This window comes from Bacteroidales bacterium (assembly GCA_016709865.1).
Taxonomy (GTDB): Bacteria; Bacteroidota; Bacteroidia; order Bacteroidales; family VadinHA17; genus LD21.
Genome location: JADJLX010000005.1, coordinates 1,656,055 through 1,671,446, shown reverse-complemented (window position 1 = coordinate 1,671,446; position 15,392 = coordinate 1,656,055). Strand labels below are relative to the sequence as shown.

The window sequence follows — 15,392 nt, the reverse complement described above, 5'->3', positions numbered from 1 at the left end:
AATGTTCACAAAATTACCTTTATTTTTTTAATTGAAAAAGAAACCTGATAAATATATCATAATATTCTTAATTCTCGCAAAGACCCAGAGGCGCAAGGTGTTATATATCAGTGGATTTCTCTGTGTCTCTCTGTGCCTTCTCTGTGTTTCTCTGTGTAAGTTCCTGATTTGTTTTTAGAAATCAAGACTGAAAGAGAGGTAAAATATTCTTGGAAGGATATAACTGTCTTCTATACCCCAGGCCCAGTCGGCCCTTACAAAATAACCGAAAAGCTGTGCCCTTGCACCTGCTCCGAAGCCTGCAACAACCGGTTCTCTGTTCGAGTCGAGAGTAACAGTAATCGGACCATTTTTGATTTTCTCAATATCATAACCGTTATTCCCCGACCATGGTGTCTTTCCTGACCAGGCAGTGCCTATATCGCCGAATCCAACAACCTGCAGACTGTTAAGGAAATTTGACCGGAGCGGATGTCCGGCAAAATATCTTATGAATGGCCATCTTAACTCGCTGTTAATGAGGGCAAAATTATTACCATTCCTTACGTTCTGGGTAAATCCTCTCATGTTGGTGGCCAGTGCCTGAAATCCGTAATTTACATTTGGTGTTACAGGAATTGAGCTGTCGAACATTGGGTATTTATTGAACAGATATCCCATCCAGTTGTCAACTCCGCCGAGGTAGTATATTAGTTTTGTGGGACCGAATGAACTACTGGCTGCAAACCTGTTAGCCCAGATCAGCTCGCGATGTATCCGGATATATTTCCTGATATCAGCCCCAACAACAAACATATCGGTTTTCCTCTGTGTAAGCTCTTTATAGTATTCACCAAATACCTTGAATCTGGTTCCAAAGTAAATATTAACTGCTCTCTTGCGGGTATTGTCATAGATTATCTCACCTTTCAGACTTGCCCAGTGCCGGTAGCTGTTTTTATTGTTAAGTGTGGCAATATCTGATGCAACAATAATATGCTGATCGAACCTGTAGGAAGCTGTTGCTTTGAGCGCCAGCACAGGTGTAATTGGCTTTGAATAGGTTAGGTATACGTTTTGAGAGATATTTTTGAAATCTATTGAATCGTAGCTAAAGAATGACTGCCTGTGGAAGATAAGTTGTTTGTCGAATTTTCCTTTCAGGTTCTCAACACTGAGAAGATATTCATTACTCTGGAAGTTTCCCGAGAATCTGAATCCTCCCGTAATTCTGTAGTTTTCAAACAGATCTAATGTCCCGAACCTGGTAAGAATATTAACTCCCGGATTATAATATGGAGCACCACCGCTGTAAACCTGATAAGAGTTATTAAGGAAACTGAAATCGACCTGATTTGCAATATAATTGTTGTAGAATGACGTCTCATAAATCCTGATAAGCGGCAGTCTTAACCGGCCGGTATCCAGATCAATATCCATATAATCTTTTCGCCAGAGCTGGTCGTAATAATTCTGTTTTTCCCTCTCAAAAATATAATGGTTTATATCAATTGGTTCATTTGTAATGTAATATTCATACAATGGTTTGGTAAGTGTGTCTCTCCTTTTCTTGTCTTCAGCAACAAGCCATTGTCTCAGCTGCTCAATACTGTCAGCTTTATGCAGCATCTGTGTTCTTTCTTCCCTGTATACTGTATTCTGAAGATCAGTTGCTTTAAGTTGTTTTGACTGACTGAGTAAACCTTTTCTGACAACATATTTTCTATTGTTGAAAAACAGCTCACCATATGTGTCCGATCCGTTTACTACCGACTGATTGATAATATTCCTGTCATAGTTGGTAACTGGCAGAGAGCTAATGTATTGTCTGTAATGAGTTGTGGTATCTATATAGCTGATAATACTGTCAAAATTTCCGATATACCTGTTGTAAATACCATTTTGGTCACCGATATATGCAATTTTATTTTTTGTTATGCCTGTAGCTTCAAACCTGTCGGTATACTTACCTTCTGATAATCTGTCAAGCACGTTGCTTTTTGAATTCAGTCTGTAGGTAAAAAGGTCAAAATTATCTGCCAATTTTTCAAAAGGATCGGCGTTGTTCCTAAGCGTATCTGAGACGCGGTTTGAGGAGAAAATGATCTTATCGTTTTCCCCCTTAAGGAATGAAGGGTTAAGATCATCCGCAACATCGCGTGTTATCTGCTCGTTTGTACCTGAAGCAATTGTGTGAATGTAAATATCTGTTATCCCATCCTTTACAGCAGAAAAAGCAAGTCTCGAACCTTCCGGGGAATATGAAAAATCAAGTACCTTATCAAAATAGAGCAGATTACGTTTTTCAGTGGTCTTATCGTTTACACGGTAGAAATACAATACAAGATCTGCCTTTTCGTCAGAAATGAATGTAAGAATTCTGCCGCTCGGGTGCCATGCAATAACCGGATATGTATTATCAGTTACCTGTTCGAACTTTGGTTCGGCTCTGAATATAATTTTTTGTTTTCCTGTTGCCTGGTCATAGAGCCAGACGCGTTTCCTGCCCCAGTCGTTTGTTACATAGGCTATATAGTCATTTCCCGGACTAACTCGTACCTGCTGAATGATCTGCTCTTTCCTCGATTTGCGTATTGTGTTTTCATCGTCTGCAGGGATCTCTCTGCCTCCTGTAAACTCTTCATTATAGTATACTTTCCACTCTTTAAGAATATCCTTTAAATCCTGTCCCATAACGAAAAGAAATCCATCGTCGATATTCTTATAAATCTTTGTCAGATAAATTATATTGGGAATAAGAGCATCACCGTATTTCTTTCCGATAAATCTCCAGAATGATAATCCTGCATCGAGTGCATCATCATACTCCAGATGATTAATGTTTTTGTATTTTCCTGATTTGAAGCCATCCTTTACCCTGTTCTCTGCAGAGTAATCCCAACCGTATGCGACATAGCGGATGAGGCCTTTTATATACCAGTCTGGCATATAAATAACAGACGAACTTGACACCCTGTCCTTTACATCAGCATTGTACAGCATCTCGTTGATAATGACCTCGGTAATTGAGGCGGCGATCTGTCTTTCGTAAGCTACATGATCGCCTTCGTAGTAGAGCATTACCTTGTTTTTTATTATCCTGCTGAATCCGCCGGTATTATAACTGTCTTCTTCAAAAGTTACAAGTCCCACATTTGATTGCTTATACTCGGCGTTCTTGTTATAAATGAGGAAAATGATTCTCTTTTCAAGAGTGTAATCGAAATAGTCTTCGATCTCCGCAAGTTTCTTCATTGCATAATCTGCAGTGAACTGAGCAAGATCGCGGCCATATTCGTTAAAGTAGCAGTCAAAATCGTCGAAACGGTAGTACGACCAGTAATAATCGTAATACTGAACCTTGTTTTTTCCGAAATTCATCTGATGCCCATTATAAAACTGAGCACCTGCATTTAAAAAAAATGCACTCGCTATGGCGGTGAATATCAGTCTTTTGATGAGCTTCATTTTATAAACCTATTCAGATAAACAGGATAATAAATCAACAAATATTGTTCCAAATAGTCCTGTTCAGTCAGCAAAACTAATGATATTCTGTTTTAAACTATTCAAAAACATTAAACTTTATTATTTTTGCATGTGTTTGCAAAGATATTGGTTCGGCCCGATTTTTGAAGTATCAGATGCAACCAAACCAGTATTATCTTTGTTATAAAGAGTAATCTGGCCTTATCATAATAACTATATTTTAAGGAGAGAAGATTATTACAAACAATATAAAATTTCAATCGATATGAAAAAGGTTTTATTTATCGCAACTCTGTTTATGATCTCATTGAGTTCAGGAGCTCAGATTGCAGTAACAACAATGAAGTTATCTGAAAATCAACATGATTTCGGTGTTTTTAAAGAAGAAGCCGGACCTCAGAAATATGATTTTATCCTTACAAATACCGGCTCTCAGCCGCTTGTAATTAAGAATGTGGTGGCTTCATGCGGCTGTACTACTCCTGAATGGACACGTCAGCCTATTCCGGCAGGAGGTACAGGAAAACTGACTGCAATTTATGATCCTAAAGACCGTCCGGGCCAGTTTAATAAAACCTTATCTGTTTATACAAATACCCAACCCGAGGTTAGTGTTATCACAATAAAAGGTGAGGTTACTCCCCGCGAAAAGACGGTTGAAGAATTATTTACTTTCCCTGTTGGAGGAGTGAGATTCGAGAGTCCGCAACTCGCATTTACAAACGTAAAGAAAACAGAGAAAAAAATAAGGGTATTGCCGGTTATAAATCCTTCAGAAGTACCGGTTAAAATTGAATTTGATCAGATTCCTGCTCATCTTACAATTAAAGCGACTCCTGAAACCCTAAAGCCAGGGCAGAAAGGACTTATAGAAGGAACTTTCGACGCTACAAAAAATGCAGGCTGGGGTAATGTCAGCGATATGGTTAAGGTAAAACTAAATGGCGTGGTTCAGGAAAACGTTTATTTCTATATTTCTGCTAACCTTGTTGAGGATTTCTCCTCAATGACTAAAGAGCAAATGCTTAGTGCTCCGGTTTTCAAGCTTGAAACTAATGCTGTTGACCTTGGTAAAATAAAAGGATCGACTCAGAATGATGTTGAATTCAAGTTTACGAACACAGGTAAGAATGATTTATTTATCCGCCATGTAAGATCTACCTGTGGTTGTACTGCAGTTCAGCAGGGGACCCAGGGTGTTGGAATCAAGCCGGGCCAGTCGAGCTCAATAAAAGCTACCTTCAACTCAGGAGGTTATTCAGGAAAGGTAACGAAAGCTATCTACGTTTATACTAACGACCCGAAAAACTCTGAGGTTGTACTCATGATTAATTCTGATGTCGAACAACAGGCTGTCCCGAAATAGTGCACTGATTATTCAGGAGGGTATATCACAGCCTCCAAATATAAATCCCGAAGTTTTTTCCGAAAGGAGAAAGAAACATCGTAAAAAATATTCTGTCGATGAGTATGTTTCCGGTATTATTGCCGGAAACATTACTATTCTCAGTCAGGCAATTACAATGCTTGAAAGTTCACTCCCGGATCACTACAAAACTGCACAACTTATTATAGAGAAGTGTCTGCCATATAGTTCAAAATCACTCAGAATAGGCATAACAGGAGTTCCCGGAGCCGGGAAAAGCACATTTATTGAAACATTCGGATTACTACTCACAGGTCTTGGAAGAAAACTTGCAGTTCTCACCATTGATCCGAGCAGTGAACAAACAAAAGGGAGTATTCTTGGCGACAAGACAAGAATGGAAAAACTAAGCATACACCCATTTGCATATATCCGCCCTTCACCCGCTGCAGGTACTCTGGGAGGTGTTGCCCGTAAAACAAGGGAGACAATTATACTGTGTGAGGCGGCAGGTTTCGATACGATACTTGTCGAGACAGTAGGAGTAGGGCAGTCGGAGACAGAAGTTCATTCGATGGTTGATTTTTTCCTGCTGCTCATGCTGGCCGGAGCAGGCGATGAACTTCAGGGAATGAAACGGGGTATTATGGAACTGGCTGATCTGGTTGCCATTACCAAAGCTGACGGATCAAATCAGCTTATAGCTGAGGGTGCAAAAGTCACATACCAGAATGCAATACATCTCTTTCCTCCCAAACCTTCTGGATGGAAGCCTCATGTAGTTGCATGTTCAGCCCGCAATAACACTGGTATAAATGAGCTTTGGGAAATCATTATGGAATATGTCAGAATGACCCGCGAATCGGGTTATTTTGAAGATTTCAGGAAACAGCAGGATATAATAAGAATGCATACAACAATACTTGAGTATCTCAGGACATCATTCTATAATAACGAGGAAGTAAAACTAATTAAGGCAGAGATTGAAAGTCAGCTGAGTGCAGGCACTATAACATCTTATCAGGCTGCTGTAAAGCTGCTTGACAAATATTTCGAAAGGTGAGGAGGATATGCAATAATTTATATCTTTGCCACAATCAATTCAAATCTAATCATATATAAAAATAAAGTAACCTGTTATGAAAAAAGTAATTTATCTTTTTGTGGCTGCGGTTCTGATGGCAGCATGTTCTTCTGAACCTCATTATACCGTAAAGGGAAAAATTGATGGATCTGATACTATTACCTTCTATCTTCAGAAAAGAGAAGCCGGAAGAATGGTTTCTATTGATTCCGCTGTTTCGAAGAATGGTTCATTCACTCTAAAATCAGGAAAAATTGATTTCCCCCAGATGGTTCAGCTTGCAGCAGGAGAAACAAGAAAGAGAGTATCATTCTACCTTGAAAATAGTGAAATAAGTGTTACAGGAACACTTGATTCTCTTTTCAAGGCAAAGGTAACCGGTTCCAAAACACAGGATGAATACCAGAAATTTATAGATTCAAATAAGCCCCTGAGTGATACCTACGCAGGAATATATGGTCAGTATCAGGAGGCTAACAGGGCTGGCGATGCAGCTAAAGCTTCTGCAATAGAAAAACAACTTGACAGTCTTCAGACTGAGATGGGTAATCTTCAGAAGAATTTTGTAAAGGAGAATCCAAAATCATATGTAACCCCTTCTATTCTGTCGAGTCTGGCTTATGAGATGGAAGCTAATGAAATCGAAGCAGCAATAAATGAATTGGATACTGCAGTGGCAGCAATTCCTGCGATGAAAGCACTGAGAGAAAGGGTTCAGATAATGAAAGCGGTGGCAGTCGGACAGAAAGCCCCTGACTTTATTATGGATGATGTTAACGGAAATCCTGTTGCTCTTTCTTCGAAGATCGGTGCGAAACTTCTGCTTGTTGATTTCTGGGCTGCATGGTGCGGACCATGTCGTCAGGAAAACCCGAATGTTGTTAAAGTATATGCTGAATTTAACAAAAAAGGATTTGATGTATTCGGTGTCTCTCTTGATCAGTCAAAGGAAGACTGGGTTAAAGCTATAGCTGACGACAAACTTACCTGGACACATGTTTCTGATCTTCAGTACTGGAGTAATGCTGCTGCAAAAATGTATGCTGTAAACGCTATTCCTGCCAACTTCCTCCTCGACGAAACCGGTACAATTATCGGTAGAAACCTGAGAGGTGAAGATCTGTATAATAAGGTTAATGAAGTACTTGGAGCTAAAAAATAGGCATCAGGCGCCAGGCATCAGGCGCCAGGCATGAGATACAAGAAAATATTTAATATAAAAGGCTGCCTCAGAAATGAGTAGCCTTTTTTTAATTTTCTTACCTCGCACCGCGTACCTCGTACTGCACACCAGCATTATTCCGTCTTCGTAATCTCTTCAAGTATAAACCCAGTCCCCCGTACCGTACGTATGTCGATGTTTTTATCTTCCGAGACATATTTCCTTAGCCTGCTGATGAATACATCCATGCTTCTTCCAAGGAAATAATCATCTTCTCCCCAGATCTCAGTAAGTATATCTTCGCGGGCAAGTACTTTGTTCTTGTTAATGATAAAATACTTTAGCAGCTGAGCCTCTTTTAGGGTAAGTTTTTCTTTTGCACCTCCGCTGGTCAGTTCTAGAGAGTTGTAGTTGAGGACAGTGTCAGATACTTTATATTCGTCGTTAGATGAGGAGTAAGCCCGTTTCAGAATGTTGTTTATTCTGAGGATAAGTACTTCAGGATCAAATGGTTTTGTTATGTAGTCGTCTGCTCCGATTTTTAGTCCGCGTACAATATCTTCCTTAAGGCTTTTTGCAGTCAGAAATATTATGGGAATAGATGGCTGTGCCTCTTTTACTTTTTCAGCCAGGGTGAAACCGTCCATCTCAGGCATCATAACATCAAAAACACAGATATCATACTTACCCTGGTTAAACAGCTCCCAGGCCTCCTTACCGTCGCGGCCAAGAGTTACATCAAATCCGCTGATGGAGACATACTGGCTCAATATATTCCCAAAATCCCTGTCGTCTTCAGCTAATAAAACTTTCATATCACGAATATTATTAATTTTATATTGTTACAGTAAAGATACTACTATTCAGATTTAAATATATCAGATAATTGTGATAATCCGTTCTCATTAATGGCTTCAATTCTGAAATAATAAGTTTCCTCTTTATCCATCGATTTAAGCCAATACTCAGTTGAGCCATAAACCATAATACAGTTGTATAGTTTATCCGGAGCTATACCAATGTAAATGTTATATGCGTAGGCATCATCAACAGCCTTCCATTTCAGCCAGGCACTGCGCTTATCTGTCTCCGTTCTCAGTACTGTGAAATTATTAACAGTGCCCGGTTTATCTCCTGATCCCTTTCCAAACACCCGCAGTCCGCTAATTGCAAATTTCCCTGTTGGAACATGTATGTTTTCAAGTTTAATGTAACGTGCTTTGACGGGATTAGCTAACTCAATGTAATCATGCGGGACATCAGTATTGTTTTTACTCTTATCTGTAAGCAGTGTCCACTTTTTCCCGTCAGCTGAATAATAGAGTTTATACTGGTGGTAAATGTTTGTCTGCTTGCCCATAAGTTCTGCATACTGATCAGCATAATTAATCTGTACAGCTCTTATTTCAGAAATTGCTCCAAGATCACTTGAAATCCACTCTCCGGTATTCCCTGTTGAGGCAGACCAATAGGTTCTTATATCCTCGTCAACTGCATTGTTTGCCTGATAACCGGCAAGCGAAGAAGAGACCTGAACAGGTTTGTTGAAGTTCAGCAGCATCCATCCGGTGAACCGGCTTTTCAGATGGTCAGTATTACTGTCGGGAAGATAGTGCGGATAGTCACCAAAGGCAGTATTGCAGTACATTACATTATCCTTGTCGAAACCAGCTGGCCATAAACCCAGTCTTCTTTCAAAGCTGTTTTTAACTGATATTGAAATTGTACTCACATGCCAGTAATTATCCCACTTATCCTGGAATGTTGCTCCGTGTCCTGCACCTCTTGCAAATCCGCCCGGTTTATAAGATAAAGGTAACGACTGGTGAATAAATCCGCCAAGGGGCTGATCAGATACTGCAACTCCGTCGGCATAGCCGCTGAATTCAGTGCCCGGAGCTCCATACTGAAGATAATATTTGTCCTTGTATTTTGTCATCCATGCGCCTTCAATGAAAGGATTGAGAAATGTATTATCGGCATATTCCCCGAATCTCTGCCAGCCAAAACGTTCGTCGTTCAGCAGAAGCAGTTCTTTTCTTGCTCCAATGGGACTCAGAGTTTTTCTGTTTATTTCAATTCCGTATAAAGGGTAAGAATTGCTGCTGCCATTATACATGTAAAGCCTGCCATTTGAATCGGTGAAAAAGTCGGGATCCCAACCGCCGATATCAAATGAATCGACTGCTTCTTTCCATTTGTTGGCTTTAGGATCGGTACTCATCCAAATGGGAAAATTTTTAGAGTAGGTCGATCCGAATGCTAGAAGAGTGTCACCCTGAACCCACACTGCAGGTGCACAGAGGTCATCGTAGACTTTATGATATGGTTTGAGGAACGACCTTGACACGAAATTCCAGTGGTTAAGATCATTGCTCCACCAGTAACCCCATTGATTTGTAGAGAACAGGTAATAGTCTCCTTTATAAAGTACGATTACAGGATCAGCTGTGGCCCTGTGTTTTCCGTTCTCTGTAAAATTCGGGATTGGGCAATAGCCGTAATCAAGATTTATTGGATTACAGTATGTTTTTTGGGCAACCGACTTTGCACCTGATAAGACCAGCAATCCGGTTACAATAAATATTTTAAACCTCATCATGAATATTCGGTAAGGTTAAGGTAAAAGTACTTCCTTTTCCAGGTTTGCTGCTTACGCTTACGTCACCGCCATGGGCTTCAGCGATCTTCTTGACATAATAGAGTCCGAGACCAAGACCTTTGAATTTGTGGATATTCCCGGTGGAAGCTCTGTAAAATTTATCGAAGATATGTTTCTGGTCATTCTTTCCAATTCCAATTCCGTTATCAGAAATACTTATAGATACATTTTCTTCTGTTGAATTCCCCTCAATTTCGATAACAGGAACCTTATCAGAATACTTAACTGCGTTTGAAAGTAGGTTATTGATAAGAGTTGTGAAGTAAACAACATCGAGGTCGAGTTTTCTTCCGTTGAAGTTGTACTTCTCTGATATTGTGGCTCCGTTCCCTCCTCCTGATTTGAAACTGAAAACAACTTCACTCATAAGATCCTCAATATCAACTGTTTTTTTATCGAGCTGGAATTGAGTTCTTTCCCACATGCTGATCTCAAGAATCATGTTTATGAGCTGATTGAGATGGAGACTCTGTTTGCCAATCAGTTTTGCTGTTTCGAGTATCTTCTCTTCATTGGTTCTTATCTGAGGCATCTGAAGAGTTTTGCCGGCGACCGTGATTGTAGATAAGGGAGTTTTTAATTCATGCGTCATGTTGTTTATGAAGTCAGTTTTAAGATTTGAAAGCCTCTTTTCCTCAGCAAGGTTTCTATAGGTTATCATAAACATTATTCCAACCAGAATTATGCTTAGAGTGCTCAATCCCAATGATGAAGAAGTCTCTTTCATAATTGTCTTCTGCTTCTCTGAGAAATCGATATAGCATTCAAAATCAAGCCTGTAGTAATCGGTCTCGGAACGGTCGCCCTTAACAAGGATTTCTGATGTGGGTCTCCTGTTCACAGGAGGTGGCCCTCCAGCAACCCTGGGAACTCTTCTGCTGGCAAATTCTTCACTTGTGTAAATGGGTATAATAGTCTCCTGATTAATCAGCTCAAAACGGTTGATGATGATCTTAAAATTAAAATTTTTGTCGATACCTGCTCTTTCAAAATAGTTTGATAAATAAGCTGAAAGATCCTCTTCCTTTATTAAGATCTTAGACACAAATTCGTATACCTCTTTCTTCTTCAATACTATTGCTGAATCATCTTTAATTCCAGCCAGATCTTTTATTGATTGTACTGAATACCAGTTGATAAGATTACGGGCAGTATCAAATCCATCAGTACTCATGCGTCTCGACATACTGGATAAAGCATCCTGGGAGAAGGTCCTGTAACGAAGATTGAACATCTCATTCTTCTGATTCCATATCCCTATTACTATATAAACCTGAACGGAAACAAGAATTAATATTGAGACTATGCCTGCGATAAGAACGGAATTTCTTTTTTTCATAATATTTATATATGCCCTTCAAAATTATTCATTTTATCGACACAACTTGCAGTTACCCGAAACATTAACCCGGCATTAACCTGGTGTTAACAAAATAACATGATCCTCGGCTGTATCTTTACATCATCTAACTAACAAGAGGCAGTCATGAAAAAGTTTAAAGTATTTTTAATAGCAGTAATAATTCTCTCAGCCGGTTCTTTTATTCAGCAGGCAGTTGCCCAGGAGAAGACAAAGGCAGAGCTGGAGAAGGAGATGAAACTACAGCAGATGATCGAGGAGCAGAAAAAAGCGATGATCGACCAGAAAGCTGCTCAGGCTGAGTCAGAAGATATCCTGAAACAGAAGCAGGAAGAGATGGAAGACTTGATGAAAGATCTTCAGGTGAAGGTTGAAACTGAGGGAAAAGCCGGAAGCTCAGTACGAGTCTATACTCCGAGAGGCGGCAGGTCCTTCGGTATAGATGATCCCTTCATTATTGGAGGTTCAGGCAGTGATTATGCCTTTTTCGGTCACTCATTCAGTGACACGGAAAGAACTACCTGGGACTTTTCAAAGTCTGTTAAAGAAAGTACCTTCTCGAAGGATTATACTTTCGATGTTGAAAAGACCGCCAAGTCTGTTTCAATGTCTGTTAATGGTGATTGCAAAGCAGGAGAGATCCGTATTAAGATCATAATGCCGAACGGAAAGAGCTATTCGGAAATTCTGATCGATGAATTTGGCAATCTGAACTGGAGAAAGTCATTTTCAATTAGTGAAACTGAGAATAAAGATAAGGCAGGTGAATGGAAGTTCCAGATCAGCTCAACTAAAGCAACCGGTTATTTCAGAATTTCACTTCAGACAAATTAGTTTTCATTCCTTTGATAATTATCTCGCAAAGGCGCAGAGGCGCAAAGTTTAAACTCTGCGTCTTAGCGTCTTAGCGAGATAATCTTGTTATTCTGGTTGAGCAACAGCTCTTCCTCCTTTAACACTTTCGGCACGAATTGTGAATTTGCTTCCGTCACTAACAATCCATTTTACGTCAATACGCTGATAGCCTCCAATATTTGGTACTTCGAGCCTTTGCGGATTCTTCTTCTGCTCCCTGTTGATACTAAGGTCTTTATTCTCAACAAACATACCGGCTATAACTTTGCCTCCGTCAAGATAAATATAGTCAGGCGGATCAATTTTAAATTTCAGGTTACTGGCTGAATGTGTCGGAATCATCCTCTTGTTTTCAACAGTTGCACTCACCTCCTGTAATCCGCCCGGAAGTTTCTTTACCTTTATATCAGATATTTCAAGTTTTGGTGACTGATACGCATTATAAATGCAAAAGGCTGCATTGCGGTGAGCATCGGTCTCAAGAAGAAATCCGGGATGCAGTCTCCCGAAGTTTTTGCTGAATCCTCCAACTTCTACTTCTCCGTATACTGGATGATTGATTTTCTGCCATGGGATAAAAGAATCTTCAAACAGTAACAGCCTGTCAAATTCATATGAATCGGTTTTTGTAGTGTCGTAGAACATAAGGTACGGGTGCCATAATTCATTTGAAAAAACAAAATATCCCATTGCACCATGTGCCCAGTCGAGTTCTCCTCCCCATACGGTGTACATATCTTTCCATATAGTCACAAGTTTATACCCTGCTATCATAAGTTCCCCTTTCTTTCCGATTGCATCAATTACTGCATCATCGGCACGGCTGTAGGCTTCTGCCCCTCCTCCCTGAATTGACGGACCTCTGAGTATCATGCCTCCTGAATTGTGAAACGACTGTGACCCGGTAATATTCCTGTGCTTAAGCATGAAGTCTCTTACTGCCTGATTTTCAGGCTGGGCAAAAGGATACTTGTCAGCTCCTCCCTGTATATAGTTTGGCTCCCAGTTGAAACCCCAGTCGCGGTTTCCGTCATACCCGCCAATGCCATCCTCATTGACTAATCCATCACCGTCATTATCAATGCCCTCAGAACCAAGAACTTCAAATTCCCCTTTCTCTCCGGGTTCAACACGTATCATTCTGCGGGGATCGGCCGGATCAGTTTTAAACATTCCATTAGGGTTCTTTCTTCTCATCTGACTGATGTTCTTATCGTTATTCAGGTCATCATAGCCATCTTCATCGAAAAGACCATCACGGTCACTGTCATAGGGCATCAGTCCCGACCTGGGAGGCATGCCAACAAGTGTAAAGTAGTCTCTTGCGTCAGGGTTTATTGTAGGAGCTATATAGAAGGTTTTATCCTTAAGTAATTGATTTATAAAGGCATTATCGTTATACATTTCACACAGATACCAGGCTGTATAAAGGGCCATTTCAGTTCCCTGTATTTCAATTGAATGTATATTGCCATCGATCCAGAAACCGGGTTTGAGATCGGGACTCTGAACCTTTTTATCGGAGATTGTCAGAACAATAATATCTCTTCCCTGGTATGATTTTCCTGCTGATTCCATTGTAACAAGATCGGGATATGCCTTAGCAAGACGTGTGCAGATATCTGCCACTCCCTTGTAGGTGTTATACTTGTTCCATGAGACCTGTACTTTAGGATTCTGAGGTGTACCCGCCGCCCTGAAGAACATTTCATCATTCTGTGCATTCAGAGATGAGGTAATTAGCTGAATGGCAAAAGCGATTATTGTTATTGAAAATATCTTTTTCATGATCTTGTTTTTCAGATGTGTTACTTAAGTTCTATTGTTGAGCTGATGGTTCCGGTGTTAAGAGCTCCGGCAGTGACTTTAACACTCCCTTTGCCGCTTATCAGCCAGCTGAATTCGGAAGAGGCATCACCCTCAAGCCTGTTTATCCTCTGTACTTTTACTCCGCTAATTAAAGATTGGCCTTTTGCGGGCTCGAGTGACAGACGCATTATTCTGGTGAAAGTGTTTATATTACCGATCTCAGCACATGTGGAAAAGATACCTTTATTATGGACTTTCAGGGTCAGCCTGAAAATATTCTCTCCGGCGTTTTCAGTGCGGATATCGAGGAATTCCAGCTCAGGGTGCATTGATGCAACAGTGGTAAGGAATTTATAGTTCTTGTTTATGAGTGCATCCAGTGTATCTGCCGGCGGATTGACCATTGCAAATGGTTTTATCCCCCCTGCTTCTGCTGCCTTTCCGGGGTAATCAGGATGATCGATTGGTGTCCATGGAACAAATACGTCCCTTATCCTGTTCTTCTCAGCAAATTTTAAAAATGCAGCCTCCTGATTTTTACCTTTTTCTGATGGAAACCACCAAGCGGGAGTACCAAAACTATATCTGCCGTAATGATAATATGCCCATTCGAGAAAATTGCCCGGCATTGGCTTTACTACCGGGGCTCCCTTAGCACCGGTTATCTCATGATATTTGTCGGAAACAAGTTTGTTAATTATTTCGTCACTTTTCATTATTGCTGTAATTCTTCTGTCAGCATTGGGTCTGTCGGCTGACTTCATTGGTTGTCCGAGATTATCCTGCAGACCAAAGGTAAAAACAGCAAAAACGTTGAATTTGCCGAATAAGAAGTCAGCAACTGCTTTTGTCTCAGGTTCCGACATCGGATATAGTCCGGCATTTAAACCGAATTCCTCATAGTTGAATGTGAAATTCCTGTTGAAGTTAGTACCGCCGGGGCCATCCTCATTAAATTTGTCATCTTTATCATTATCGGTACCTTCTGTAAAAAGCAAATAACTTCCTTTTTGCCCTTTGGATAGATCTGCTTCGGCCATTATCCTTTTATCTTCATCGCTCTCGATAAATTTTCCTGAAGGATCTTTAACACGAATGAGAGTTATAAGTCCATCTTTATTAAGGTCTTCGTAAGGATCTTCATCAGTTGAAAAATCTTTATCATCGTCGGTTGGCCTTGAATTAACGGACCTTTCATATTTTATTTCCGAGAAATACTGTTCAGTTGCATCGGGGCTGACATCGGGGAATATATAGAAAGATATTTTTTCAAGGAGAGCCTTAATTTCAGAAGTGGCAGCGTCTTTTAAAAGAGAACCTGCAAATCCGAGAGCCAGCTCTTTTCCAAGAATATGGTTGCCATCGGCTCCTCCCACTACAGCGATTGCCGGTTTATTATCCTTGTCGCCTGTACCGATAGTCACAACCCAGATCTCTTTGCCACCTGAGGTTTTTACCACAGATTTTACCGAGCACAGAGAAGGGTATTCCCTCGCCATGGCTTCAATCTTCTGCGACATTGTTTTATAATTACTGTATTGTGTCTGTGCATTAAGTTGCATAATACCAACGCATAAGGCTATTGGTATTAGTAATAGTCTGAAGTCTCTTTTCATCATATATGAG

Annotated in this window: 10 protein-coding genes; 4 read left to right on the top strand and 6 right to left on the bottom strand. The window is 40.3% G+C overall.

The annotated features are described in order from the left end of the window. Positions 1-174: 174 nt before the first annotated feature. Complete coding sequence (locus IPJ16_15340) at positions 175-3,447, bottom strand: hypothetical protein (GenBank protein ID MBK7628547.1); 3,273 nt, start codon at positions 3,445-3,447, stop codon at positions 175-177. A gap of 286 nt (positions 3,448-3,733) precedes the next feature. On the opposite strand from IPJ16_15340, the gene IPJ16_15335 reads away from it, so the two are divergent. The 3 genes from IPJ16_15335 to IPJ16_15325 all read left to right on the top strand — a co-directional run bounded on the left by IPJ16_15335 (position 3,734) and on the right by IPJ16_15325 (position 7,080). After that, positions 3,734-4,834, top strand: coding sequence for a DUF1573 domain-containing protein (locus IPJ16_15335; protein MBK7628546.1), 1,101 nt, complete (start codon positions 3,734-3,736; stop codon positions 4,832-4,834). After that, on the top strand, positions 4,806-5,897 hold the full coding sequence (meaB, locus tag IPJ16_15330) for a methylmalonyl Co-A mutase-associated GTPase MeaB (protein ID MBK7628545.1): 1,092 nt from the start codon (positions 4,806-4,808) through the stop codon (positions 5,895-5,897). The genes IPJ16_15335 and meaB overlap by 29 nt, the downstream gene beginning before the upstream one ends. Before the next feature lie 76 nt (positions 5,898-5,973). Then, positions 5,974-7,080, top strand: a complete 1,107-nt coding sequence (locus tag IPJ16_15325; GenBank protein ID MBK7628544.1) for an AhpC/TSA family protein — start codon at positions 5,974-5,976, stop codon at positions 7,078-7,080. Between the two features lie 134 nt (positions 7,081-7,214). On the opposite strand, the gene IPJ16_15320 is transcribed toward IPJ16_15325, so the two are convergent. The 3 genes from IPJ16_15320 to IPJ16_15310 are packed head-to-tail and all read right to left on the bottom strand — an operon-like array spanning position 7,215 to position 11,081. Continuing rightward, positions 7,215-7,895 (bottom strand): response regulator transcription factor, encoded by a 681-nt coding sequence (locus IPJ16_15320; protein MBK7628543.1) that lies wholly within the window; start codon positions 7,893-7,895, stop codon positions 7,215-7,217. Between the two features lie 44 nt (positions 7,896-7,939). Further along, positions 7,940-9,679 carry a discoidin domain-containing protein gene (locus IPJ16_15315; protein MBK7628542.1) on the bottom strand — a complete coding sequence of 580 codons (1,740 nt, stop codon included), beginning with the start codon at positions 9,677-9,679 and terminating at the stop codon, positions 7,940-7,942. Beyond that, positions 9,669-11,081 (bottom strand): HAMP domain-containing histidine kinase, encoded by a 1,413-nt coding sequence (locus tag IPJ16_15310; GenBank protein ID MBK7628541.1) that lies wholly within the window; start codon positions 11,079-11,081, stop codon positions 9,669-9,671. The genes IPJ16_15315 and IPJ16_15310 overlap by 11 nt, the downstream gene beginning before the upstream one ends. A 147-nt stretch (positions 11,082-11,228) precedes the next feature. Between IPJ16_15310 and IPJ16_15305 the strand changes: the two genes are divergently transcribed. Next, on the top strand, positions 11,229-11,936 hold the full coding sequence (locus IPJ16_15305) for a hypothetical protein (protein MBK7628540.1): 708 nt from the start codon (positions 11,229-11,231) through the stop codon (positions 11,934-11,936). 87 nt (positions 11,937-12,023) lie between these two features. Here IPJ16_15305 and IPJ16_15300 read toward each other — a convergent pair whose 3' ends face one another. Beyond that, the gene (locus IPJ16_15300) at positions 12,024-13,745 is read right to left on the bottom strand and encodes a peptidase M14 (GenBank protein MBK7628539.1); all 1,722 of its coding nucleotides are present in this window, start codon (positions 13,743-13,745) and stop codon (positions 12,024-12,026) included. Positions 13,746-13,765: 20 nt separating this feature from the next. Then, positions 13,766-15,385 carry a peptidase gene (locus tag IPJ16_15295; protein ID MBK7628538.1) on the bottom strand — a complete coding sequence of 540 codons (1,620 nt, stop codon included), beginning with the start codon at positions 15,383-15,385 and terminating at the stop codon, positions 13,766-13,768. Between the last annotated feature and the right edge of the window lie 7 nt (positions 15,386-15,392).